We start from the raw sequence: 24,242 nt of genomic DNA, 5'->3' as shown, positions 1-24,242 counted from the left end.
CAACTGCGCTCGGCGAGTTGGCGCGCCAGCTCGCGGTTGCGCTCGGTCATCTCGGCCAGCCGTTCGGCCAGTGCGCTCCGGCTGGCCAGGTCGGGCGCAGCCTGGCGCAGTTCGGCCAGTTCCGCCTGCGTGGCGGCGAGGAGCGAGTCGCGCCCGATCAGCTCGGCGCGCGCGCGCAGCAATTGCGCCTGCAGGCGCTCGATCTCGGCGGCACGCTCGGTCTGCCCTTGGTGCTGGCGCTGCTGCAACTGCACCAGCTCGCGGGCGGCCTCGGCGCCCTGGCGCAGCGCCGCTTCGATCTCCCGCTGGTCGCCGCGCCGTGCGGCGCCGGCCTGGTGCTGGATCATGTGGGCGTCGCCGTAGATGTGCTCGGTCGTCGCGGCGTCGCAGCGGGGATGACTGAGCGCGGCCCACAGCGCCTCGGCGATGTCGCCGCGGCGCACGGCGTCCTGCCACAGCGCCAGCACGGCATCGGCCGACTTGGCGGCGGCAAAGCGCCGCAGCGCCGGCGCCGAGCGGAGATCGAGCTCACGCTGCAGCGCCTCGGAAACCGGCGTGCGGCGCTTGCATTCATGGACGCAGCGCACGTGCAGCGCGTAGTCGTCCATGGTCACTTGCACATCGAGCGCCTTGCCGACACGTTTGCGCAGCAACGCCAGCGGGAGGCACACGCCGAGCACCGGGCAATGGCAATGCGCCGGCAGCTCCCACAGCCGGCGGCGGCGCGAACCGCCCGGCTCGTCCGGGGCAGCGAAGGGCAGGCGAGGTGAAAAGGTATCGGTCCCGCCAAGGCGGGCGACCTGCGAACCTGCCGCCGTCGCCTTGGCGGCGGCAGACACGTTGGCGCCACCCGGCGCGGTGGCGCTCTTCGACTTGCACAAGTTGCACATCAGGGGACTCCAGGTAGCGGCGAGATGCGAGGGCGGGCTTCGGAAAACGAGGCTTCAGGCTGCGGCGCACGAGCGCATCAATGCAGCCGGCGCCCGCAGCACGGCGCGGGCGGTCCCGACTCGCCGGCCGGCTCGGTCTCCTCTCGCCACTGCTTGGCCACGCGAGAGGCGGTGCGCCGCACGAGGACCGGCGCCTGGCCGTTGCGCCCGAGCAGTTCCAGGTGTTCGAGCGCCAGGCGCATGGCAGCGCCGTCGCCGGGGCGGCAGGCGCAACGCGTGAGCAGGAACAGCAAGGCGCTCAACTGCAGTTCCAGCAGTTCGCCGGCGCTCGGCGGTGCGCCCTCGGCGGACAGGTCTTCGTGCAGCACGGTGCTTCCTTTCGGGAGCGCGGGCTGGCGACGGCTGGCTGGCGCGATGAGCGAGCGGCGACGGGCGCCGCGCGGATTACTTGGTGAGGATCAACTTGCCGAGCTGGGTCTGGCGCAGCCGGTAATCGACCCCGTGATGACTGATCAGCACCTCGGCAGCGCCCGCGAAGACGGCGTCGCTGACGAGCCGGCGCACGGCTGCACCGGGCGTCGCCGCAAGCCCAGCCGGCCGATCGGCCGATCGCAAGCCGGCCGCGGTGTCGGCCGCGGTGTCGGCCGCGCCGGCAGACCGGGAATTGGCGTCGGCAGCGGCCAGCAATGAAGCGGCAGGGGTAGCGCGAGAGAGCATGAGTGAAGTATAAATACGAACTACTCGCATTTGCAACCAGGAAATGAAGATGAAGCTTCCCGCGCCGATCGGCGGACTGCCGAAAAGCCTCGCGCCGGCGTCCGGCGCGGCGCGACGCTCGACACAAGCGGCTTCGCTGCTGCTCGCGCTCGCTTTCTTCTGCGCCCTGCCCGCTCTGGCTCAGACCACACTGAAGTCAGCACCGGCCGCAGCGGCGACAGCGAAGGCTTCGCCGGACCTTTCCGCCGTGTTGACCCACCACGCCACGCTGGTGCACGCCAGCTACCTCGACACGCTGACCGCAGCGCGCTCGATGCAGCAGCAGGTGGAGGCCTTCGCCGCCCGACCTTCGGCCGCTGGCCTGCAGGCGACGCAGCAGGCCTGGCGGGCGGCGCGCGAGTTCTACGGGCAGACGGAAGCCTTCCGTTTCTACGGCGGTCCGATCGACGGCGACGACGGTCCCGAAGGCCGGCTCAACGCCTGGCCGATGGACGAGTCCTATGTCGATCGCGTTGAAGGCCGGCCGGACAGCGGGCTGATCGCCGACCGCAGTTTCATCATCGACAAGACGAACCTCGCCGCACAGAACGAGCGCGGCGGGGAGGAGAACGTGGCGACCGGCTGGCACGCGATCGAGTTCCTGCTGTGGGGCCAGGACGTGAGCGAAAACGGTCCCGGACAGCGCAGCTTCGAGGATTTCGTGGACGGCAAGGCACCCAACGCCGACCGCCGCCGGCAGTACCTGCGCGTGGCGACCGAACTGCTCATCGATGATCTGGGCACGCTGGTGCAGGCGTGGGCGCCGGCCGGTCAGAACTACCGCGCGGCCTTCGAGCGCGGCGCAGCCGAGTCGATGCGCAAGCTCTTCGTCGGCCTGGGATCGCTGTCGCGCGGCGAGCTGGCCGGCGAGCGGCTCGAGGTAGCACTCGCCACCCGCGACCAGGAAGACGAGCACTCCTGCTTCTCCGACAACACCCACCGCGATGCGGCGACCAACGCGCTCGGCATCGAGAACGTGTGGCTCGGCCGCCTGCGCCGCGCCGACGGCAGCGTGCTGCAGGGGCCTTCGCTGCGCGATTGGGTCGCTCGCCAGGACGCTGCGCTGGCCGAGCGCACCTCGCAGCAGATCGCCGCCTCGGTGAGGGCGGCCGAGGCGATTCAGCCGCCCTTCGACCGCGAGATCACCGGCGGCGCAGACGGCCACGGGCGCGAGCGCATAGAGCGCGCGACCGCCGCGCTCACCTTGCAAAGCAAGACGCTGGTCGAGGCAGCGAACGCCGTGGGCATCGAGCGGCTGAACCTGGTGCAGCCGCAGTGACGCAAAGCAGCTTGCGGGGTGTCGGCGCCTTCTCCCGCTCGCGGGAGCCGGAGGATGAGCGTGTTGGCTCCTTCTCCCGCACGCGGGAGAAGGCGAGGGATGAGGGTCTTGCGTACTGCACCGCCCCTGTTCTGCAAGCGGAAGAACGAGTTTTCGCAGCGTCGTTCACAGCGTTCCATGCGCCGCGGATCGCGCGAGGCGCGCCGGGTCAGCAGGGCGCCGCAGCACTCGGATGCAGCGCATGAAGCACGCGCCTCTTGCATGGCCTGGGCGGGGTGGCGCGTTCCTCCTTGACGCATCGATCGTCGCCGGCGCCGCGCTGCTGCTCGCGTCGGCCCTGGTCGGTGCCGAGCCTCGGACGGACGCCGAGCCGAATCCTCTGGGCGAACTGACGGGCGGCGCGACCACGGTGTATGCCGACGGCCGCAATGCCTTCTCGCTGCCGGCGGCCAACCTCACCGACGAGGAGCGCACTCGCTTCGTCATCGGCAACTCCTTCTTCAAGCGCAACTGGGTCGAGGCCCCCGCATCGACCCGCGCGCGCGATGGGTTGGGGCCGCACTTCATCGCCCGCTCCTGCGGCGGCTGCCACGTGCAGGACGGCCGCGGCGCGCCGCCCGATCTGCGCCGGCGCCTCGGCCCGGCATCGACGCCGAAACAGCCATCGGCGTCTGCATCTACCGCGTCTGCTGCTGCGTCTGCACCGAACAGCGAAGCGGTCCTCGCCGAGGTGCCTGCTTCGCCGACCGGGCTGCGCGGCGACGAGCACGATCAGCCCGTCGCCCTGCTGATGCGTCTGTCGGTACCCGGCCGCGGCACGCACGGCGGCCCGAAACCCGAGCCGGTGTACGGCGAGGCCCTGAGCAACGCCGCCATCACCGGCGTGCGCCCCGAGGGCCGCATCACGCTGCACTACAGCGCCGTGCACGGCCGCTTCGCCGACGGCACGCCCTACGCGCTGCAGCGACCGCACTACGGGCTCGAAGACCTCGCCTACGGGCCGCTCGCCGCCGGCACGATGACCAGCCCGCGCATCGCGCCGCAGCTCATCGGCGTTGGGCTCCTCGAAGCGATCGCCGACGAGGACATCGAGCGCAACGCGCGCAAGCAAGCCGCAGCGAAGGGCCCGGTGAAGGGCCGGCCCAACCGCGTGTGGGACGCGTTCGCGCAGGCGGAGCGCATCGGCCGCTACGGCTGGAAGGCCAACGTGGCGAGCCTCGCGCACCAGACGGCGGCCGCCTTCGTCGGCGACATCGGCATCACCTCACGCCAGTTTCCCGATGAAACCTGCAGCGCGGCACAAACCGATTGCCTCTCGGCGCCGCGCGGCGCCGGTGCCGGGCGCCAGAGCAAGCCTGCAACGCCTGAGCACCTACCGATAGCCACGGGCCGCTCGGCGCCCAGCGGCTCGGCCGGAGCGCGCGAGGGCGAGCCGGCGTCTCGCGTCAGCAGGCCCTCCGCAGCGCACGGCATGGCGGCGGCTGCAGAAAGCGCCGCCCCTGTCGAGATCGACGACCGCACGCTCGGCGACGTGGTGTTCTATCAGGCCACCCTCGCACCACCGGCACGGCGCAATGCCAGCGACCCGCAGGTGCTGCGCGGCCAGCGCCTCTTTGCAGACGCACAGTGCGCCGCCTGCCACCGCCCGAGCTACGTGACCACCGCGCCACCCTTCCCTCGACTGAGCAGCCCGGCGCTCCAAAACCAGCGCATCTGGCCCTACACCGACCTGCTGCTGCACGACATGGGCGAAGGCCTGGCCGACGGCCGCCCCGATTTCGCGGCCGGCGGGCGGCAGTGGCGCACGCCGCCGCTGTGGGGCATCGGACTGATCGCCGGCGTGAACGGCCACGACCGGCTGCTGCACGACGGCCGAGCGCGCGGCGTGCTCGAGGCGATCCTGTGGCATGGCGGCGAGGCCCGGGCCAGCCGCGACCGCGTGTTGACGATGAGCCGGGCCGAGCGCGACGCGCTGGTCAGGTTCGTGGAGTCGCTGTGATGTCGATCTTCTTGCCTGCATTCAAGCGCGTCGTGCCGGCGCTGCTGATCGCGGGCCACTCGCTCGTCTCGGCGCAGAACGCGGCGCCGGCCGTGGCCGTGCCCTACTACACGCCCAGCCACTTCATGCAGGGCCTGCACCGTTACGGCACGGCACCGGCGGCCGCCGGTTTCGCCGAGCAGGCGGCCGCGTTGGCACCGGCACTGGACCGCCTGTGCTCGTCGAGTGCGGCAACAGCGGATGCCGCCGCGCCTGCGCGCGCACCGGACAAAGGCCGGCCGGCACCGGTCCCTGCACCTTCATCGCGCGACGCAGCGTCCGCAGCCGCGCAGGCGCTGGGCGATACCCCGCCCGCGGCGCACGAAGGCACGCTCTCCCCGGCGCTCGGCGAGGCCCGGGCGCGCTGGGCCGCGGCGGTCCAGGCCTGGGAGCGGCTCGCCGCGGTGGCGGTCGGCCCGTTGATCGAGCGGCGGTCCCTGCGCACGCTCGATTTCACGCCGCCCCGGCCGGCGCTGATCGAGCGCGCCGTGAAGGCGCAGCCCGTCGGAGCGGCGGCGATGGAAAAGATCGGCGCGCCGGCCAAGGGACTGCCGGCGCTGGAATGGCTGCTGTGGACCCAGCCGGTCGCGCCGCACTCGCCGGACTGCCGCTATGCCGCCGAAGTGGCAGCCGACATCGGCCGGGAAGCAGCCGCCCTGGCTGCGGCCTTCGAGGCGACGGCGGCACGCGAATGGGACGAAGCGGCGGCTTCGGCGGCGATGGCCGAGGCGATCAATCAATGGCTCGGCGGGCTCGAGCGGCTGCGCTGGCAGGACCTGGAACGGCCGCTCGAGGCGGCCGGCGACGGCGGGCGCAATGCGCCGCAGTTTCCGCGCATCGCCAGCGGCCTCAGCGCTGCAAGCTGGTCTGCGCAGTGGCAGGCACTGCGCGCTCTGGCGCTGCAGTCGCAGGCGACTGCGCCGCACCCCGGCGAAGGCCTGGTGACGATCGAGACCTACCTGCGCGGCCGCGGGCTCAACGCGACGGCCGACGCGCTGCGGCGCGCCGTGCTGCAGGCCGACCCGCCGCTGCAAGGCTTGTCTGTCGAGGCGCCCGAGCGCCTGGCGAGCGCCGCACAAGCATTGGCGGCCCTCGGGCGCGTGGTGCAAGAGCAGGTCGCGCCCGCGCTCGAGGTCAGCATCGGCTTCTCCGATGCCGACGGCGATTGATCGCGAGCCGCGATGTCCACGTGATGCCGACATTGAACCGCCGCGACTGCCTCGCCGCGCTGGCCGCACTGACCGCACTCGCGGCCCCTGCGCTGGTCCGCGGCGCCGCTGCCCGCTGCACGCTCGCCGCCGCCTGGGACGACGAAGCCGGTCACCACATCGGCCTGTTGGCAGAGAGCGCCGGCGCACTGCGCGTCGTCGCCTCGACCGACGTTCCGACCCGCGCTCACGGCCTGCTGTGGGAGAACGGCGGCACCCTGTTGGCAGTGGCCAGGCGGCCGGGCGACTGGCTGATGCGCTGGCACCCGACACGGCGCACCGTGCAGCGCGCGTGGGCCGAGCCGGATCGCAGCTTCAACGGCCACGTGCTGGCCAGCCGCGACGGCCGCACGCTCTACACCCCGCAGACCGACCTGGACACCGGCGCCGGCCTCATCGGCGTTCGCGACGCGAACAGTCTGGAGCAGTTCGACGAATGGCCGAGCCATGGGCTCGATCCGCATGCGCTGCTGTTCGATGCGCAGGGCCGGCTCCTCGTCGCCAACGGCGGCATCCCGACGCAGTCCGAGACCGGCCGCGCCAAGCGCGGACTAGACCGCATGGACGCTTCGCTGGTGCGGCTGGATGCGACAGCGAACGGGCGCCTGCTCGGGCAATGGCGGCTCGACGATGCCCGACTGAGCCTGCGCCACCTGGCTCGGCAAGGCCGCCACGTCGGCATCGCCTTGCAGGCCGAGCACGACGACGAACAGCGGCGTGCGGCGGCGCCGGTGCTCGCCCTTTTCGATGGAAGCGCGTTGCGTTTGACCGAGCCGGCGCAACCGCTGGCCGGTTATGGCGGCGACATCGCGGCCTGGCGAGATGGCTTCGCGGTGGCGTGTCCGCGAGCGGGTGGCATCGCGCTGTGGCGCGCGGGGGGCCGGTGGGCAGGCTTCATTGCGCTGGCCTCCGGCTGCGCGCTGGCCAGCGGGGCCGGCGGCGTGTGGGCCGGCGGAGCCGGACAGGCGCTCGCGCTGAAAGGGCCGCCGCGCTCGGTGGCCCTTCCAGCGATGCGACTGGACAACCACTGGGTCGCTCTTTCCGATGAAATTTGAACGCGCGATTCGGGCCCGAGAAGCGGTTCGCGCGCTGCGGGCACGGCGACTGCTGTCCCGGAGGGTTGTCTGCACTGCCAACACCCCTGGAGAGTCCGCATGCGCATCCTGATCGTGCTCGTCGGCGTCCTCGTCGTCGCTATTGCCGCCGTGACGGCCTTCTTCACGCAGCGCGAGCCGGTCGCTGAAGTGCCTGCCGCCGCGGCGCCGGTCGACCCAGCCAGTGCGTCGGTGGCGCCGGCAGCACAGTAAGCACTGCAGCCACGGCTGCCCGAGGTCGGCGACGATATGAGGCGCGTTCCCCGGCCCAACCGTCGACTGCTTCCCGCCGCAGCCTCAAGCAGCCGCAGCATGCGAGCGGCGGAACGACTCTGCGAGCCGCGCGTAAAGGTCGCCTGAGGGCGCCTGGGGCGGCAGGCCGGCGAGCCAGTGCCGCGCCTCGTCGGCGTCGAGCCAGCCGGGGTGCAGCCAACGCAGGCTCTCGCCCACCGAGGCGCGGAACTCGTAGCGACCCAGCGCCTGCAGGCGGTCGATGCAGGCCGCGGCAAGGTCGCGCTGTGGCGCCAGGTATTCGAACGACAGGGCAGCCAGCGCCTGGTTGAGCCCCTGCAGCACTTCGAGCTCGAAACCTTCGACGTCGATCTTGACGAAATCGGGTGTGCCGAAGCGCGTGATCAACGCGTCGAGCGTGGTTACGCTCACCATCGGCCCGGGTGTCCAGCGCACGCCGCGAAAGGCCTCGCTGGCGCCGGCGCGGCGCGCCCAGTCCGCTGAGAGCGTCGAGACGGTGGGGTTGCGTTCGCTGCTCAGCAACTGCGCCTGCCCGCTCTGGCGTCCGAGCGCTTGCGCCAGCACGGTCACCTGCGGGTCGCCGGCGAACAGGCGGCGCAACAGGCGCTCGAAATCAGCCTGCGGCTCGACCGCCACCACCCGCGCGCCGAGCCGCCGCCATGCCGCCACCCGGTTGCCGGCATGCGCGCCGACGTCGAAAGCCAGTGCGCCGGGCCGCACGAAGCCCCGGTAGAACGACCGCAACTGCGCGGCGCGCCAGGGAATGCCGTGGTAGATCGCCAAGGACCGCAGCAGGCCGATCGAGCGGTTCAAACGCGACATGAGACTCCTTTTCGCGTGCAGCGGTTATCAGCAGCGCCATCGCTTGTCAATCGAGCAAGCGTGAACTTTGGCCGGTTTAGGACGAAACATTTTTGCAGTGAATCGCAACTACAGACGCACGAAACGTGTACCTTTTCACACAAGTCGCAGAGCGGCTCATCGCATCCCGGCGATTGCAGTTATCCCAAGAACCGTCGTTGAAGGAATCCTCGTGCAAACGCAATCGCTCTCGTTCGATCTGCGCATCGTGCGCACCCGCGAAGATTTGCTGGCCGCCTGCGAGGTGCGTGCCGCCGCCTACGGGCGCCACTTGCCCCATCTGCGCTCCGTGCTGCTGGAGCCGGACCTGCTCGATGCCGACGAGCACACGACCGTGGTGCTGTGCGTGGACAAAGCCAGCGGCCGGGCAATCGCGACGGCCCGCTTCCAGACCAACACCGCAGGCCCCCTGCTCATCGAGCACAGTGTTCGCCTGCCCGCCGCCATGCAGAGCGACACGCGCGTGGAGATCACCCGCCTTTCGGTCGTGCCGGGCGCCGACCCCCTGGCCAAGCTGTGCCTGATGAAGGCCAGCTACCTCTTCTGCATGGCGAGCCAGATTCGCTGGATGGTGATCAGCGCGCGCAGCGAGGCCCTGATCCGCCAGTACCAGCGCCTGGGCTTCGCCGATCTTTTCGCCGGCCAACCTTCGGTTCCCCTGATGCACGTCATGCAGATCGAGCACCGGGTGCTGGCGTTCAATGTCACCACCGCGGAGAGCCGGTGGCGCGAGAACGGCCATGCGCTGTATCAGTTCATGATCGAGACGGCGCACCCCGACGTCCGGCTCTTCAGCACGGCGCCGGCCATGCCGCGCTCGGCGGGCGTGGAGCGCGAAACTGCCGGCCTCGGCCTGCTGCACTCGCCGGCGCCGCGCCGCGCGAGCGTTTCTGCATTGCGGCCCGCTCCGTGCGGCGGGCTCTCGCTGCTCAACTGACGTGTTGCAAGCGGGCTGAAAGCAGGCCCTGCGGCGCGGGCGCCAACCAGGCGCCCACCATGCGCTGCAGGTCCACATCGGTGAAGGGCTTGGGCAAGGCGTCGTCCATGCCGGCCTCGGCGCAGCGCCGCTCGCCTTCTTCCTGCAGCAGCGCAGACAGCGCGATGATCGGAACGCGGTCCAGGCCGAGCGCCTTTTCCTGCGAGCGGATCGAGCGGGCTGCCTCGAAGCCGTCCATCACCGGCATCATGCAATCCATCAGCACCAGTTGCGGCCGGTCGATCTCGCGCAGTGCGCGCCGGACCGCCTCGGCCCCGTCGGAGACGCGCTCGACCCGGTGGCCCTGGTTGGCCAGCATCGAGGTGGCGATGAGCGCGTTCACGTCGTTGTCCTCGACCAGCAGGATGCGCGCGGGCGCCACCGCCGGCGGCGCATCGGCATCGGCCTGGATCTTCTGTGCAGGCGCTCCCGCTTCGAGGGGGGCGAAACGCGCGGTGAAGCAGAAGATCGAACCGAAACCCGGCCGGCTGCTGACCGTGATGTCGCCGCCGAGCAGCCGCGCGATCTCGCGCGCGATCGTCAGCCCCAGGCCGGTGCCTTCCATGCGCGAGGTGCTGGCCCCGCCGATCTGGCGGAAGGCGTTGAAGATCGTGGCCTGGTCCTCGTCGCTGATGCCCAGGCCGGTGTCGCGCACTTCGAAACGCATTTCGCCGTCCGTCGAGCAGCACTCGAACATGAGGTGCACCCAGCCCTTGTGCGTGAACTTGATGGCGTTGCCCAGCAGGTTGTGCAGCACCTGCCGCGTGCGCGACGGATCGCCCGTGACCCAGCAAGGCCCCGCAACCTTGCTCTCCAGCGTGAACGCCAGGCCCTTTTCGGCGGCGCGAACGGTGTAGATGTCGCCGACGCGGGCGACTTCCGCGTTCAGGTCGAACTCGACGCGCTGCAGCCGCATCTGCCCGGCCTCGATGCGCGTGATGTCGAGCAGTTCGGTCACGAGCGACAGCAAGTGTGTGCCCGAGGTTTCGATCAGCTCCATGCGCTTCTTGATCAGCGGGTCGCCGGTCTCCACATGCACCAGTCGGGCGAGTCCGAGCATGCCGTGCACCGGCGTGCGCAATTCATGGCTGACCGTGCCGAGAAACTGGCTCTTCACCGAGGACTGGCGCTGGGCCAACTCCAGGGCTTTTTCGAGCTCGGCCGAGACCTTCGCGGCATGAAGGCGCAGAAGGAAAATTTCAATGAACTTGCCTTCGGCGCGCTTGGACGTGATGAGGATCTGCGCGAGGAACAGCGCGAGCCCGACGGCGCCATAGACGCCGAAGGAGTCGCCACGAAGCGCCATGCCCAGGATCATCGGAACGATGATCGGCGCCACGTACGCGGCCGTGGCGGCCCTCGAGACCTGCAGGCCGAAGGTCGCCACACAGGCCACGCAGCACAAACTGGCGGTGACCAGCGACGCGGTGTTGATGTCGCTGCCCATCAACCAGAAACCGCCGAGCCCCCAGACCGCGCCGTCCAGGATCTGCATCCACCACGTCGTCAGCCGCCAGGCCTGGCCGCCGGGTTTCGCCAGACGCCGGAAAAGATGCGCCTGAACGACGCGCGGTACCGCGACGATCACCTTCAGGGCTATCCACAGCTGCACCAGGTGCGCGTCCACGCTGCCGCTCAGGTGAATGGCCATAACCGCTGCAAAGGCGGTCGCGATCAGCGTGCTGACCGCGGCATGAGCCCAGACCAGCTTGAGCTGCTCGTCGGCGACGTACTCCCGCACGTCGCGATCGACGGTCAGTCCGAGCCGGGCAGCGAGTGGTTCCAGCATCGATCTCTCAGTAGCGTTGCAGCAGCAGCGGCAGGTCGCTCGGGCAGTCGATGCCGAGCTGCGCGCACGCGTGGCGGAAGTTCTCGACCTGCTCGACGATGCTCAGATCGCCGAGCGGTGCCATCATCTCGCGAAACATCTGCACGATGGCCTGTCGGCGCTTTTCTTCGAGGCCACGCACCCAGTGTTGCAGGACTTCGGCACGCACGGAGGCCGGCAGCCGCAGGAAATCGTCGGTCAGGGCAATGGAGCCGGCCGCGGCATCGAGATCCGCGAACAGCCCCTGCACCGGCAGCTGCATGTGCGAGTCGTCTTCCAGCCACGCTGTCTCGTCTGACATGAATGCGCGCAAGGCCGCCTCCATCACAAGGACCCGCCGCGGAGTCCGTAAGCAAGTGTCGCCGGAGGAAACCAAAAGATCGGTGCGGCCGGCGCGGCGTCTCTGCAGCTTTGCGCTGCTTGCCCGTGAATACCGCACGCAAGGCGCGCGAACGTGATGCCCCGGTGCCGGCGCCGCACGCTTCGCAGCTCGCTTTCGGCAGCCCTCGAACTCGCACCGTCCTTGCCGGCCGGTTCTGACTCGACGCCGACTCTCATGCCTGCGGCCCGCTCTTCTCTTCGAGCCTGTGCTTGATGTAGACCGTGCCGGTGAAGCTCGACACGGCCGTTTCCCGACCGTCCGCTTCGACACGGGCCACGTCGACCCGGTACATGCCGATGCGATGGCCGCGCGAGAGCTCGGTGGCCCGGGCGACAAGCGTTTCGCCGGCGCGGATGCCGACCTGAAACGTCACGTGGGCGTCGATGCCCGTCGCCAGGGCGCCGTGCGAGTTGGAGGCCAGGCCGAACGCGGTGTCGGCCAGGGCGAAGATGGCGCCGCCATGGCAGCCACCGTTGAAGTTCATGTGCCGGCGGTCGACCGTCATGCGCACCACGGCGCGCCCCGGTCCGCCCTCGGTCACGCTGATTCCGAAGGTCGAGCAAAGCCCGTCGCGCTGCACCCAGGACGACATGAGCGCCAACCAGTGTTCCGCGTCCGCGCTGCGCCTGTCGGCCGAAGACGCGTCCCGTGCAGTGGCCTTGCTCTTCACGGCGAGTCGGCGGCCTGTCCCCGCACCGGCAGCGTGTTCCTCGATCGCAGCAACCAGTTCGGACACGCCCTTGGACTGCGCCCCACTCACCACCATCACGCGTGGCGCCCAGGCGTCCTCGCCGAGCGCCTTGCGCAGCGTCAGCATCTCGCGCAAGTCGCGGGCGGTTTCCTCGGCCAGCGGCAGATCGCCCTTGCTGACCGCGAGCACGTCCGCAATCTCCAGGATGCCGGCCTTGATGGCCTGCACGCCGTCGCCCAGACCGGGCGGACAAACGACCACGCGGGTGTCGGCCAGCGAAGCTATGGCCGTCTCGGACTGGCCGGCACCCACCGTCTCCACGATGATTCGGTCGAAGCCCGCCGCATCGAAACAATCGACCGCGGCCCGCGCGGTGCGCGACAGGCCGCCCGACTGACCCCGTGCGGACAGCGAGCGAATGAAGCAGTTCGGGTGGGCGCCGTGTTCGCCCATGCGGATGCGGTCGCCCAGCACCGCCCCGCCGGTGACGGGGCTCGACGGGTCCACCGCAATCACCGCCACGCGCAGGTCGCGGGCGAGCCACACGCCGAGCAGGGCGTTCACCAGCGTCGATTTGCCGCCGCCGGGCACACCCGTGATGCCGACCACGAGCGCGTGCCCGGCATGCGAGGCGAGCAGTTCCGCGGTTTCGCGGCTCCCGGCGGCCCCGTCGTCCAGGTAAGTCAGAACGCGCGCGATGGCCCGTCGGTCTCCCGACCGCACGCGCACGAGCAAGGCCTGCCGGTCGGCTTCGAGCGACAGCATCAAACGACGATCAGCGGTTGGCCGAAGCCGAGATCGCGACGCAGGCGCGCGCAGATCTCCTCGTGGGTCAACCCGGCGCGCGCGCCATCGACGACGGCGCCGAACAGGTTGCCTTTCGGGTCGTCGGCGGTGCGCGACAGATGGTCGAGCGCCTTGTCCACTTCGGCAGTCGAGCGCGCGGCCTTCCAGGCGGCGAAGTCGTCCTGGTGCCGCTGCATCACGGCCGGCTCGGGACGTTCGATAAACGGCCGCGCACTGGCATCTTCATCGACCTGATAGGCATTGACGCCCACGACGACCTGCTCGCCCGACTCGATGCGCCGCTGGAAGCGCTGGGCCGAGGCACCGATCATTCTTTGCACCAGCCCCGACTCGACGGCCTTGAACATGCCGCCGGCCTCATCGACGAGCGCGATGAGCGACAGGATCTTTTCTTCCATTTGATCCGTCAGCGCTTCCACGTAGAACGAGCCGCCGAGCGGATCGATCACATCGGTGAGGTGAGCCTCCTCGCGCAGGATGTTCTGCGTCGCGACCGCGATGCGCGCGCCGAACTCGCTCGGCGTGGCCAGTGCTTCATCAAAGGCATCGGTGTGCAGTGACTGCAGGCCCCCGAAGATGCCGGCCATCGCCTGCACCGTGACGCGGGCGATGTTGTTGAGCGGCTGCTGGCGGGTTAGATCGACGCCGGAGGTCTGCCCGTGGAACTTGAAACGTGCCGAGCGCGGGTCCTTCGCGCCGAGTCGTTCGCGAGCGATGCGCGACCAGATGCGCCGCCCGGCGCGGAACTTCGCGACCTCCTCAAAGAAGTTCAGCGAGATGTCGAAGAAGAAGGTGAAGCGCGGCAGGAAATCATCGGGCGCCATGCCGCGGGCGATGCAGTCTTCGGCGTTCTGGATCGCCGTGCACAGCGTGAAGGCCATGGCTTCGGCGGGTGTCGCCCCCGCCTGCTGCATGTGCTGGCCAACGACCGACATGGGGTTCCAGCGCGGCACGTGCTGCTTGCACCAGGCGATGTGGTCGAGCAGCACCCGGCGCGAGCCCGCCAGCGACAGCCGGTAGAACATGTGGTTCGCAACGAAGTGCGAGAGGTAGTCGCTCTGGTTCGAGGTGCCGGTGATGCACTTCCAGTCGGTGCCCTGCCGCTCGGCCGCGATCAGCATGAAGGCCAGCAGCGTGAACGGCGAAGGGTCGTTCATCGCGCAGGAGACTTCGCCGACATCGACGCCCTGCAGGCTGCGCTGCATGTGCTCGGTGTTGTTGATGACGACGCCGCAGGTGCCGAGCAGCTCGGCATCGACCGAGCTCATGTCGTAGCCGCGATAGACGGAGTTGCACGGGATGAGCGAAACGGCCGTGGCGCCGTGGTCGATCAGGCCCAGCAGGCGGGCGTTGTAGTCGGCCGGGGTGCCCAGGCCGACGAGCTGGCGCTGCGTCCAGGTGCGGCCCCGGTGCATGGTCGCGTAGATGCCGCGCGTGTAGTCGGGCTGACCGGGGTAGCCGAGTGGATCGTCCGCGCCGTACTGCGGCCAGTCGTGCGGGGTGTAGAGCGGCTGAATGGGAATGCCCGACACGTTCTCGATCGGGCGTTCGGTGGGCAGCGACTCGCGGTATTCAGCTTCCCACGCGGTGTGGGCAGACGTCGGATCGAGACCCTCGGCGACGGAATGATCGAGCGGCTTGTTCATGGTCAGTCTCCGTTCGCCACCTGCGCCGCGCCTTCGGTGCGGGCTTCGCGCGCGTAGTCGCGGATGCGCGTGGTGATGTCGTCCATCGTGCTGCCCGGATGGAAGACCTGCCGCACGCCGCTCTCGAGCAGGTGCGCTTCCTCATTGTCCGGAACGATGCCGCCCACGACCACGCGCACGTTGCCCAGACCGGCCTCCTTGAGCGCGCGGGTGAGCTTGGGAACGATGAGGTGGTCGGTCGCCAGCGAGGAGATGCCGATCACGTCGACGTCTTCTTCGAGGGCGAGCTTCACGACGGCGGCGATGCTTTGCCAGGGTGGTGTGTAGATCACCTCCATGCCCGCGTCGCGGCAGGCCGCGGCGACGATCCGGCTGCCCCGGTCGTGGCCGTCGAGTCCGATCTTCGTCACGAGCACCCGGGGCTTGAAGTCCTGTGGGGTCATGGTGCTTCCTTCACGGTTCGAGCAGGCTCGTCTTCAGAAGGCGCACGAAGCGCCGGGCGATCTCTTCCGGGCTCAAGGCGCCGTCTTCCCTGAACCACGTCTGGCTCCAGTTCAAGGAGCCCATCAACATGAGGCGCAGGTCGCGGCGCTCGACGGACCGGGGCAAGGGAAGCTCGTCGATCAAGGCGACGAAGCGCTGCTCGTACGAGTCGCGCAGCATCGTCAGCTCCGCGGCGACCAGGGGAGCGTCGTCGGGCCGGATGCGGATCACGACACGCGAGTAGTCGGTGCGGTCGAGCAGAGCCGACAGGTGGGCGACGCACGCGGCCTCGAGCCGCGCCCAGGGCTCTCGAAGCTGCAGGGTCGCATCGTCGACCTTCACCGAGAGGCGCCGAACCCCTTCGCGGTAAACGGCGACCAAGAGGTCTTCCTTGGTCTCGAAGTGGTAGTACAGCGAGCCGGGCAGCATGCCGACGGGCTCGACGATCTCGCGCACCGAAGCGGCCACGAATCCGCGCAGGGCGAAGACCCGGGCGGCTTCATCGAGCAAGCGGGGCAGTCGGTTGTGCGAGCGCCGGGTGATCTTCGCGTCGCCCGAGACGGCTTCGAGCCCTACGCCCGAGTGAAGCGACCTTGCCGTCGGCGCTTCCTGTGCCTTGCTGATTGGGGGCATGGAAGTCCTTCGAATTCAGATGCTGGAAAGACAAACGATTGTTTGGCTAAAGCATAGCATTCCCGACAAAGGGTCAGACCCGATGGGCTGCCGGACCGCCACCTACTATCTTTGCGATGTCCTAATGATTCAGTTCACCAACGGCGCCGTGCTGTCCAAACCTCTTCAGCCCCTTCAAGCCACCGCAGCGACCCGCGCGTGTGTGCTGCCGGTGCCCGGAGCATTGATGAAGCGCGGCAAGCTTCCCTTGTATGTCCAGTGCGCCAGCCTCCTGCGCCACTGCATCGAGAACGGCGACTGGCCCATGGGTCAGCGTCTGCCGTCGCTGGAAAGTCTGGCGGCCCGCACGGGGGTTGCAGTCGTCACCGTGCGCCAGGCGGTCGAGATGCTGGAAGGCGAGCGTTTGCTCGAGCGCCGTCAAGGCGCGGGAACATTCGTGATCGGCAAGTCGGGCCCAGTCGATTGGCTCAAGCTCGGCACCCGCTGGGATTCGCTGCTCAGTTCGCTGAGCGATGTCGCGGTGGAAATGGTCAATGTGCGTCTGGATCACATCGTGCCCAGGCTCGATGCCAGCGAAGGCCGGGCGGCCGACGGCTACCGCTTCCTGTCGCGGCTTCACAGCCGTGATCGGCGCCCGTTCTGCCTGATCCGCCTCTACCTGGCGGACGACATCCACCGCATCGACCCAGAGCGCTTCGACAAGGAACTGGTGCTGCCCTTGCTGACCCGCCTGGCCGGCCACCGCATCGCACGAGCGTGGCAGACCGTGCGGATCGCCAAGGCCGACCCCATCATCGCCGAGCAGTTAGGCCTCGATGCCGGCGACCCCGTCGCCAACGTGAGGCGGCTGATCGTGGACCCGGACAACACGGTGGTCTACCTCGCCGAGATCACCTATCGCGCCGATGTGGTGTGTCTGGAAATCGACCTGATCGGCAGCGGCTCCGATCCGCCGAGAACGAATCACGCTTCGACCGAGACAAAGCTCGGAACGCCCCATGCAACCTCGCCGCCGAGCGGCGCAATCGAAGGAGATTGAAGATGAACACTCGCAACATTCACAGCATCGACCACAGCGAGGGCTCGGACGCCCGCGCCACCGAAACGTCGTCGTGCACGACCGAACGTCTCGCCGTGGGCGGCGGCTGGCGCATGACGGCAGCGGCACTCGGCCTGGGCGGCGTGATGCTCGCGTCGCCGGCGGCTGCCGAGACGCTGACCTACATCATCCCGTTCCCGGCGGGCGGCGAGTCGGACGTCACCGCCCGGCTGCAGGAGCCGGTGCTGAAGAAGATTTCCGGCGACAACGTGGTTATCCAGTACAACGCCGGCGCCGGCGGCGCCAAGGCATGGGCTTCGCTGAACAGCATGCCGGCCGACGGCTCCACGGTGATGGGCACCAACCTGCCGCACATCTTCCTGCAGCCGATGCAGAAAGATGTCGGCTACAAGACCGAGGATCTGGTCCACGTCGCGGTGTTCCAGCTCACACCCGACGCCATAGTGGTGCCGGCCGACAGCCCCTACAAGACGCTCGCCGACCTGATCGCCGCGGCCAAGAAGCAGCCAGGCGCCGTCACGCTGTCGGGCAGCGGCACCAACACCGGCCCGCACCTCAGCGCCACCACGTTCAACAAGCTGGCCGGCATCAAGACCACCTACGTGCCTTTCTCCGGGACCGCAACCTCCGTGGTCGCCATGCTGGGCAAGCAGGTGAATGCGGCCATGACCTTCACCACCGCGGCGATCCAGCAGGGCGACAAGGTCCGCATGCTCGCGGTCGCGCTGGACGAGCGGCTGCCCAACCTGCCCGACGTGCCCACGTTCAAGGAACTCGGCTTCGACATGGTGTCGGGCGTGTACCGCGGCGTGGCCGTGCCGAAGGCCACACCGGAAGCCAAGCGCAAGGAGCTTTCGGCGCTGTTCAGCAAGGTCAACCAGGACCCGGACTTCCGCAAGAAGATGACCGATGCCGGCTATGTGCTCGTCGACATCGACTATGCCAAGGCCCCGGCCTTCATGGCGGAACAGAGCAAGGAGTACGAAGCGGCGGCGCGCGATGTCGGGCTGCTGAAGTAATCGATCGTCGGGCCGGACATCGCAGGAGCCTCCTTCATGCAGTTGTTTGACACGTTCCTCGCGGCGTTGTCGTGGCAGAACCTGCTTCTGGCCTTCATCGGTGTGGCCGCCGGCACCGCCATCGGCGCGTTGCCGGGCCTCACGGCGACCATGGCGGTCGCCGTGCTGGTGCCCTTCACCTTCACGATGGAGCCGGCGCCGGCGCTCATCATGCTGGGCGCCATATATACGGGCGCAATCTACGGCGGCGCGTACTCGGCCATCCTGCTCAACACGCCGGGCACGCCGTCGGCCGTGGCCACCACCTTCGACGGCTATCCCATGGCCAAACGGGGCGACGGCGACCTGGCGATCACGGTGAGCTGCATCGCCTCGGTTTTCGGCGGCCTGGTCGGCGCGCTCGCGTTGCTGTTGCTGGCGCCGCCGCTGGCCGAAGTGGCCCTGGCGTTCGGGCCGATCGAGTACTTCTGGCTGGCCATCCTGGGCCTGACGCTGGTCGCCGCCCTGTCGGGGGGCGACTGGGTCAAGGGACTGGTCGGCGCGTGCATCGGCCTGATGATGTCGATGATGGGCTCGGCGGTGATCGGCGGCGACATCCGCTACACGATGGATTCGACCATCCTGCTGTCGGGCATCGGCGTGATCCCGGCATTGATCGGCCTGTTCTGCATTCCCGTGCTGATCGACCTGGTGGCCACCAAGGAGGAGCACCTGCGCATCGAGGGCAAGGTGGCAAGCTACCGGCTGGGTGAAGCGATCCGCCTCTCGCTGGCGAACAAATTGAACCTCGCGCGAAGCTCGGTGATCGGCACGGTGATCGGCGTGCTGCCAGGCGCAGGCGGCTCGATCGCCGCGCTGATCGCCTACTCCGAAGCCCGGCGCGCCTCGAAGTCGGCCGAGACCTTCGGCCACGGCAACCCGGGCGGCCTCATCGCCAGCGAGTCGTCCAACAACGCCACCGTCGGGGGCGGCTTCATTCCCACACTAGTGCTCGGCATTCCGGGAACGCCGGCCGACGCGGTGGTGCTCGGCGCGCTGCTCGTGCAGGGTGTGAAGACCGGGCCGTCGCTGTTCACCGAGCAGAGCGACATCGTCTACACCTTCATGTTCGGGCTGCTCATCGCCACCGTGCTGATGCTGCCGGTCGGCCTCGTCCTCGGCCGCTATGCGTACAGCTCGATCATCGCGGTGCCGAAAGCCATCCTGGTGCCGGCCATTGCGCTGCTCACCGTGATCGGCAGCTATGCGATCCACGGCAACGTCGACGACGTGATCGTGATGTTCGGCGTAGGCATCGTCGGCTGGGTGCTCGGCCGCTTCGGGTACTCGGCGGCGCCGATCGTGCTCGGGCTGATCCTCGGGCCGCTCGCTGAACAGGGCTTCGTTCAGGCCTGGATGATCGGCTCGGCCAGCGACAACCTGCTCGGCATGTTCTTCGGTCGTCCCATCTCCATTGCGATCATCGTCATCGCCGTCCTGACGCTGATGTACCCGGTGATTGCCCGCCGCAAGGAAAAAAGGAAGCTACGCGATGCAATCACGCCGCAAGAGTGATGCCGGCGCGGCGCTGATGGCGGCGCTGATCGCCGCGGTCGCCGCGGTGATGCTGTGGGAAACCAGCGAGTTCTCGCCGTTCGGTTCCATCTTTCCGCGGGTGGCGGGGGGCGTCTTGCTGCTCGGCAGCCTGTTCGTTCTGGGGCGCGCCCTGCTCGGCATGGGGCCCGAAGCTGCGCAGCGCTCGTCGAGCGGGCTGCTGAGCAGCGTGGCACTGATGGTCGTCATGCTGGTCTGGATCCTGATGCTCGAAGTCGCGGGCTTCACGCTCGCGAGTTGGGTCGGCTTCGTCGCGCTGACCCTCATTGCCGGCGGCGAGCGGCCGTCGCTGCGCAAAGCGGCCCTTTATGCCGTCGTCGGACTGGTCCTGGTGCTGGCCCTGCAGCTCCTGTTCCAGCAGGTGCTGGGTGTGCGCTTGCCTGCGGGTGAGCTGTTGCCAGCCTTGAAGTTCTGAGGCCGGCGAGGCCGCACCCGTGTTCCGACTGAAATCCGTCAGCGCGCACGTGCTGCGAGCGCCCGTGGCCACACCGGTACAAACCTCGTTCGGTTTGATGACCGACCGGCCCATGGTCCTGGTGCAGGCCACCTGCGAAGACGGCTTCATCGGCTGGGGCGAGGTGTGGTGCAACTTTCCGCAGGTAGGCGCCGAGCACCGTGCTCGCCTGGTCGATCACGTGCTTTCGCCCCTGGCCTGCGGCGAAGCCATCGAGGACGCCCCAGCACTGTTCGACAAGCTGACGCGGCGCACCGAGGTCCTGGCTCTGCAATGCGGCGAGCCCGGCCCTTTAGCCCAAGCCATTGCCGGTGTCGACATTGCCGTATGGGACTTGATCGCGCGCAGGCGCAAGTTGCCGCTGTGGCGTCTGTTGGGCGGTCGCGCGGCGCGCATCGGCGTCTACGCCAGCGGCCTCAACCCCACCGATCCCGAGCGCCTGGCGGCTGAGCGTCAACGCGAGGGCTACACCGCGTTCAAGCAGAAGATCGGCTTCGGTCGAGAGCGCGATCTCGGCAACCTGACGGCGCTGCGCGAAACGCTGGGCGATGCGGCCACGCTGATGGCCGATGCCAACCAGGCCTTCCGGCTCGACGAGGCGCTGGCCTATGTGCCCCTGCTCGCACCCTACGCACTGAGCTGGCTGGAGGAGCCCTTGCGCGCCGACCGCCCGTGGTCGGAATGGCAGCAGTTGAAAGCGCAAGGCGCCGTCCCACTGTCTGCCGGCGAGAACCTGGCGGGCAGCGACGCCTTCAAGGCCGCGCTGGACTCCGACTCGATCGACGTCGTGCAACCGGACATCGCCAAGTGGGGCGGCTTCAGCGCGTGCCGAGCACTGGTCCCACGCATCGAAGCCGCGGGCAAGCGCTTCTGTCCGCACTTTCTCGGCGGCGGCATCGGGCTGCTGGCCTCGGCGCACCTGCTGACCACCGGCAACGGCACGGGCCTGCTCGAGATCGACGCCAACCCGAACCCGCTCAGAGAGTTGCTGGCCGGGCCGCTGAACACCATCAGGAACGGTCGGGCCGATCTCGGCGAAGCACCGGGCCTGGGCATCGATGTCGATCTGGAAGCGCTCGGGCCTTTCCGGGTTGCGCATCGCTACGCCTGATACGAAATTGCGTTCATACGCATCGAATTGAAGCCGTCGAAGAGTCGTAGCGGGCTTCGGTTCGTGTTCGGAATGCCGAGCGTGCAAGCTCAGCGCGCGAGCGCTGCGCCGGGTCGCTGTGTTGCGTTCATGTCCCCCGGGCCGGGCTCACGCCCAGCCCTCCTCCTTGACTTCACTCCACACAGCAACCCGTCACAGCGCTCCTGCCACCACCGTAGATGTCGGTTCTGCAGTCGCCCGAGGCCCTCGGCAGCTACGCTGCAGCACCAGCATTGATGCGTTTGAATGCGGCCTGGTATGAGCGACAGCGCCGCAAATACAGGCGCGTGTCAACAACTTGGCAAGCAGAGGACAGTTTCAGGGCTCCTTGAAGACAGGAGCCTCGTGAAGGCTTAAGTCTCCCGGCCGACCGGCCGATGACACAACGCGGACGCGAACACCGCGCCTTCGAAGCCTTGTCATGAAACCTTCCCTCCGCTGGCGGCACATCGTGCCCGGACTTGTTCTCGTGTTCACGCTGGGGCAGGCCTCGGCCACCGACCTCGCGGAGATCAAGGCGCGTGGCGAGATAAGGCACCTCGGCATCAACTACGCCAACTTCGTCACCGGCGCGGGCGACGGCTTCGACGTCGAGCTGGTGCAGGGTTTTGCACGGTACATCGGCGTTGCCTACAAGCTGGTGCCCACCGATTTCTACAACGTCATCCGCGACCTGCTGGGCAAGGACGTCGTGCGCCAGGGCGACCAGGTCAACCTGCAAGGGGACTTCCCGGTCAAGGGCGACATCATCGCCACCGGCTTCACCGTGTTGCCGTGGCGGGCAAAGGTGCTGGACTATTCCGCACCTACCTTTCCGTCGCAGGTCTTGCTGGTGGCCCGGGCGGATTCGGCCGACCGGCCGATCCAGGGCAGTGGCACCTTGGCCGGCGATATCGCCCAGACCCGGGCCATCCTCGGGCGCAAGAGCTTGCTGGTGATGGAGCGAACCTGCCTCGACCCCGCGAACTACGGCCTGAAGGGCAAAGGCATCGACCTTCGCGCTTATACGAAGAGCACCAACCTCAACGAGATGGTGCCCGCCTTGCTCAAGGGCGATGCGGAGTTCACCCTGCTCGACGTGCCGGACGTCATCCTCGACCTCCAGAAGTGGTCCGGCCAGATCAAGGTGATCGGCCCCATCTCCGAAGAGCAGCAACTCGCGGCGGCGTTCCCGAAGACTTCGCCCGAATTGCGGCGCGCGTTCGACGCATACCTGGTGGGCATCAAGGCCGACGGCAGGTACGACAAGCTCGTGGACAAGTACTACCCGGGCATCCGTCGCTACTTTCCGGCCTTCTTCGGCGGGTCAGGCTGACCCCGGGGGCCAGGAAGGCAGCCATGTCCTCCCGCCTCAACGCGCGCTGGCCTGTCGTCGTCGCCGGCATCTTCTGCATCTACTCGGTGCTGTTGCTGTGGAACGCGTTCGACTCCAAGGAACAGCTGAGGGTGGCGGCCGACGCCCGGATGATCGCCGACAGCAAGCGGCGCGCTGCGGCGCTCGGCGACTTCGCGGCCCAACAACGCAGCACCGCCGAGGAGCTGGCGGCCCTGCACGAGCTGCGTACCTACCTCGTCAACAAGGCGCTGGGCATGTCACCGCTGTACGGCCTGGACGCCAGCCTCGGTGCGGTGGAACAGCGCTTTCGGGACTGGATCGGACGCGACAAGATCGGTGACGGCCAGGCCTACACGCGCATCGCGTGGGTAGATGCCGCCGGACACGTGCTGGTCGACACGGGGCACGACCCCGCCACGCTGCCCGCGCCGGCAGAGCCTGCCGGTCGCACCTCGTTCGAGATCGATGTGGAACATCGCACGATCGTGACGGCCGCTCCGGTGGTCTTCAAGGGCGAGCTCGTCGGGACCGTCGTCACGGTGGGCGATATCGGTCAGCTCTACCGCTCGCTGATCCAGATGGTTGCCGAGGGCTCCTATCGCGAGACCCTTGTGACCAGCGACGGGCGCGAGATCGCCACCCCGGCAGGCGCCCTCGCCTTCGCTCCCGAACTGGCGGTCGAGCTGGCGCGGCTGCCACCGGGTCAACCCGCCCGCGTCGCGCCCCTGTCGGCTGCGGCCCGGGACGCAGGCAAGGGCGACGCCGTCGCCATCGCGACCCCGGTCCCGGGCATGGCGGCCGTGCTCGTCACGACGCTGTCCCGCGACGAGATCTATGGCGATCTCAGCTCCTCGGTGCTCCTGTTCTCGCTGAGCGCCTTTCCCGTGCTTCTTCTGCTCGCCGCCTGGCGAACGGACCGCCTGCAGGGACGTGCGCGCGCCCTGGAGCTGGACGCTGCCCGCTCGGACGCCCACCGCCACGTCCTGCAAGGCCGCAACGAGTCGCTGTCGGAGGAGATCCGCCGCCGCGAAGCCATCGAGGCCGAACTGCAGCGCCACCGCGACCATCTGGAAGAACTGGTCACCCGGCGCACCGCCGAGCTGAACCGCCTGTTCCACGCGCTGCCGGACAGCTACTTCCGCATGGCGCGCGACGGCACCCTCCTCGAGCATCGAGCCGGACGCGAAGCGGGCCTTTTCCTGGTTCCCGAGCAGTTCCTGGGCCGCAAACTGCAAGACGTCGTCCCGACGGACATGGCGCAGAAGGTGACGGCGGCGCTCGGCGATCTGGCGCACGGCGCCGAGCAGTGCATCGCCGAATGTGAAATGACCCTGTCCACGGGGCGTCAGTTCTACGAGGCCCGCGTGCTGCCGCTCGACGAAGACCAGCTGTTGATGGTGGTGCGCAACGTGACCGAGCGCCGTGAGTTCGAGGAAGTCCGCGAGGCCAACCGGCGCGAGGCCGAACGCCTGGCCCGCGTGAAAAGCGAGTTTCTGGCCAACATGAGCCACGAGATCCGAACCCCGTTGAATGCCGTGCTCGGCCTGGCCCAGATCGGCACCCGCGATCGCAGCGGCCGCGCAGCGCCCCAGAACTTTCAGGGCATCCTGGACGCAGGCCGGCATCTCCTGAGCATCGTCGACGACATCCTGGACTTCTCCAAGCTAGAGGCCGGCAAGTTGAGTGTCGAGCGGCGTGCTTTCCGTCTGTCGGCCGCCGTCGATGCGGTCGTCGGCCTGGTGGCCGGCCGCACCGCCGCCAAGGGCCTCGCCCTGCCCGTCGTTCTGGCGCCGGGCCTGCCCGACT

22 protein-coding genes and 1 pseudogene are annotated in these 24,242 nt (G+C 68.7%); 13 read left to right on the top strand and 10 right to left on the bottom strand.

Translation table 11 applies throughout. The features are described 5' to 3' along the window. The 3 genes and pseudogenes from H0W40_RS13160 to hemP all read right to left on the bottom strand — a co-directional run. Nucleotides 1–890: pseudogene (locus H0W40_RS13160) on the bottom strand (DUF2325 domain-containing protein); the annotation flags it as partial. A gap of 77 nt (nt 891–967) precedes the next feature. Beyond that, nucleotides 968–1,258: a hypothetical protein gene (locus H0W40_RS13155; protein WP_292446852.1), complete on the bottom strand. Its 291-nt coding sequence runs from the start codon at nt 1,256–1,258 to the stop codon at nt 968–970. Between the two features lie 76 nt (nt 1,259–1,334). Then, nucleotides 1,335–1,607: a hemin uptake protein HemP gene (gene hemP / locus H0W40_RS13150; protein ID WP_292446851.1), complete on the bottom strand. Its 273-nt coding sequence runs from the start codon at nt 1,605–1,607 to the stop codon at nt 1,335–1,337. A 49-nt stretch (nt 1,608–1,656) separates the two neighbouring features. Between hemP and H0W40_RS13145 the strand changes: the two genes are divergently transcribed. From H0W40_RS13145 to H0W40_RS13125, 5 genes are all read left to right on the top strand, one after another. After that, nucleotides 1,657–2,925: an imelysin family protein gene (locus tag H0W40_RS13145; RefSeq protein ID WP_292446849.1), complete on the top strand. Its 1,269-nt coding sequence runs from the start codon at nt 1,657–1,659 to the stop codon at nt 2,923–2,925. 241 nt (nt 2,926–3,166) lie between these two features. Next, nucleotides 3,167–4,924, top strand: a complete 1,758-nt coding sequence (locus H0W40_RS13140; RefSeq protein ID WP_292446848.1) for a di-heme oxidoredictase family protein — start codon at nt 3,167–3,169, stop codon at nt 4,922–4,924. Next, nucleotides 4,924–6,132 carry an imelysin family protein gene (locus tag H0W40_RS13135; RefSeq protein WP_292446844.1) on the top strand — a complete coding sequence of 403 codons (1,209 nt, stop codon included), beginning with the start codon at nt 4,924–4,926 and terminating at the stop codon, nt 6,130–6,132. The genes H0W40_RS13140 and H0W40_RS13135 overlap by 1 nt, the downstream gene beginning before the upstream one ends. Nucleotides 6,133–6,155: 23 nt before the next feature. Then, complete coding sequence (locus H0W40_RS13130) at nt 6,156–7,226, top strand: DUF1513 domain-containing protein (protein WP_292446843.1); 1,071 nt, start codon at nt 6,156–6,158, stop codon at nt 7,224–7,226. A gap of 99 nt (nt 7,227–7,325) precedes the next feature. Beyond that, nucleotides 7,326–7,478, top strand: a complete 153-nt coding sequence (locus H0W40_RS13125) for a hypothetical protein (protein ID WP_292446840.1) — start codon at nt 7,326–7,328, stop codon at nt 7,476–7,478. An 84-nt stretch (nt 7,479–7,562) separates the two neighbouring features. On the opposite strand, the gene H0W40_RS13120 is transcribed toward H0W40_RS13125, so the two are convergent. Beyond that, complete coding sequence (locus tag H0W40_RS13120; protein WP_292446838.1) at nt 7,563–8,339, bottom strand: FkbM family methyltransferase; 777 nt, start codon at nt 8,337–8,339, stop codon at nt 7,563–7,565. A 211-nt stretch (nt 8,340–8,550) separates the two neighbouring features. Between H0W40_RS13120 and H0W40_RS13115 the strand changes: the two genes are divergently transcribed. Then, nucleotides 8,551–9,315: a hypothetical protein gene (locus tag H0W40_RS13115; RefSeq protein ID WP_292446836.1), complete on the top strand. Its 765-nt coding sequence runs from the start codon at nt 8,551–8,553 to the stop codon at nt 9,313–9,315. Here the strand turns inward: H0W40_RS13115 and H0W40_RS13110 are convergent. The 6 genes from H0W40_RS13110 to H0W40_RS13085 all read right to left on the bottom strand — a co-directional run bounded on the left by H0W40_RS13110 (nt 9,308) and on the right by H0W40_RS13085 (nt 15,824). Continuing rightward, entirely contained in the window at nt 9,308–11,143 is a 1,836-nt protein-coding gene (locus tag H0W40_RS13110; RefSeq protein ID WP_292446833.1) for an ATP-binding protein, read from the bottom strand. The two genes, H0W40_RS13115 and H0W40_RS13110, sit on opposite strands and share 8 nt — an antisense overlap. Before the next feature lie 7 nt (nt 11,144–11,150). After that, nucleotides 11,151–11,483, bottom strand: a complete 333-nt coding sequence (locus H0W40_RS13105) for a hypothetical protein (RefSeq protein ID WP_292446831.1) — start codon at nt 11,481–11,483, stop codon at nt 11,151–11,153. 253 nt (nt 11,484–11,736) lie between these two features. After that, nucleotides 11,737–13,020, bottom strand: coding sequence for a methylmalonyl Co-A mutase-associated GTPase MeaB (gene meaB / locus H0W40_RS13100; protein WP_292446829.1), 1,284 nt, complete (start codon nt 13,018–13,020; stop codon nt 11,737–11,739). Then, a complete protein-coding gene (locus tag H0W40_RS13095) occupies nt 13,020–14,708 on the bottom strand; it encodes a methylmalonyl-CoA mutase (RefSeq protein ID WP_292446828.1) in 1,689 nt (562 codons plus the stop codon). The genes meaB and H0W40_RS13095 overlap by 1 nt, the downstream gene beginning before the upstream one ends. A 2-nt stretch (nt 14,709–14,710) precedes the next feature. Next, entirely contained in the window at nt 14,711–15,151 is a 441-nt protein-coding gene (locus H0W40_RS13090; protein ID WP_292446826.1) for a cobalamin-dependent protein, read from the bottom strand. A 10-nt stretch (nt 15,152–15,161) separates the two neighbouring features. Next, nucleotides 15,162–15,824 (bottom strand): TetR/AcrR family transcriptional regulator, encoded by a 663-nt coding sequence (locus H0W40_RS13085; protein ID WP_292446824.1) that lies wholly within the window; start codon nt 15,822–15,824, stop codon nt 15,162–15,164. Between H0W40_RS13085 and H0W40_RS13080 the strand changes: the two genes are divergently transcribed. The 7 genes from H0W40_RS13080 to H0W40_RS13050 form a co-directional block, all read left to right on the top strand. After that, complete coding sequence (locus H0W40_RS13080; protein WP_292446821.1) at nt 15,823–16,863, top strand: GntR family transcriptional regulator; 1,041 nt, start codon at nt 15,823–15,825, stop codon at nt 16,861–16,863. The two genes, H0W40_RS13085 and H0W40_RS13080, sit on opposite strands and share 2 nt — an antisense overlap. 2 nt (nt 16,864–16,865) lie before the next feature. Beyond that, on the top strand, nt 16,866–17,903 hold the full coding sequence (locus H0W40_RS13075) for a tripartite tricarboxylate transporter substrate binding protein (protein ID WP_292446819.1): 1,038 nt from the start codon (nt 16,866–16,868) through the stop codon (nt 17,901–17,903). Between the two features lie 36 nt (nt 17,904–17,939). After that, nucleotides 17,940–19,457 (top strand): tripartite tricarboxylate transporter permease, encoded by a 1,518-nt coding sequence (locus tag H0W40_RS13070; protein ID WP_292446818.1) that lies wholly within the window; start codon nt 17,940–17,942, stop codon nt 19,455–19,457. After that, complete coding sequence (locus H0W40_RS13065; protein ID WP_292446817.1) at nt 19,435–19,911, top strand: tripartite tricarboxylate transporter TctB family protein; 477 nt, start codon at nt 19,435–19,437, stop codon at nt 19,909–19,911. The genes H0W40_RS13070 and H0W40_RS13065 overlap by 23 nt, the downstream gene beginning before the upstream one ends. Before the next feature lie 19 nt (nt 19,912–19,930). Continuing rightward, entirely contained in the window at nt 19,931–21,061 is a 1,131-nt protein-coding gene (locus tag H0W40_RS13060) for a mandelate racemase/muconate lactonizing enzyme family protein (protein WP_292446814.1), read from the top strand. Between the two features lie 460 nt (nt 21,062–21,521). Then, on the top strand, nt 21,522–22,415 hold the full coding sequence (locus tag H0W40_RS13055) for a transporter substrate-binding domain-containing protein (RefSeq protein ID WP_292446812.1): 894 nt from the start codon (nt 21,522–21,524) through the stop codon (nt 22,413–22,415). A 23-nt stretch (nt 22,416–22,438) separates the two neighbouring features. Beyond that, nucleotides 22,439–24,242 (top strand): histidine kinase dimerization/phospho-acceptor domain-containing protein (locus tag H0W40_RS13050; protein WP_292446811.1); only part of this gene is annotated, 1,804 nt, incomplete at its 3' end.

The sequence above is a fragment of the Methylibium sp. genome, from assembly GCF_013817345.1.
In the GTDB taxonomy this organism is placed as follows: Bacteria; Pseudomonadota; Gammaproteobacteria; order Burkholderiales; family Burkholderiaceae_C; genus Methylibium.
Note: the sequence above shows the minus strand (reverse complement) of the source record. Positions and strands in the feature narration are given on the sequence as shown.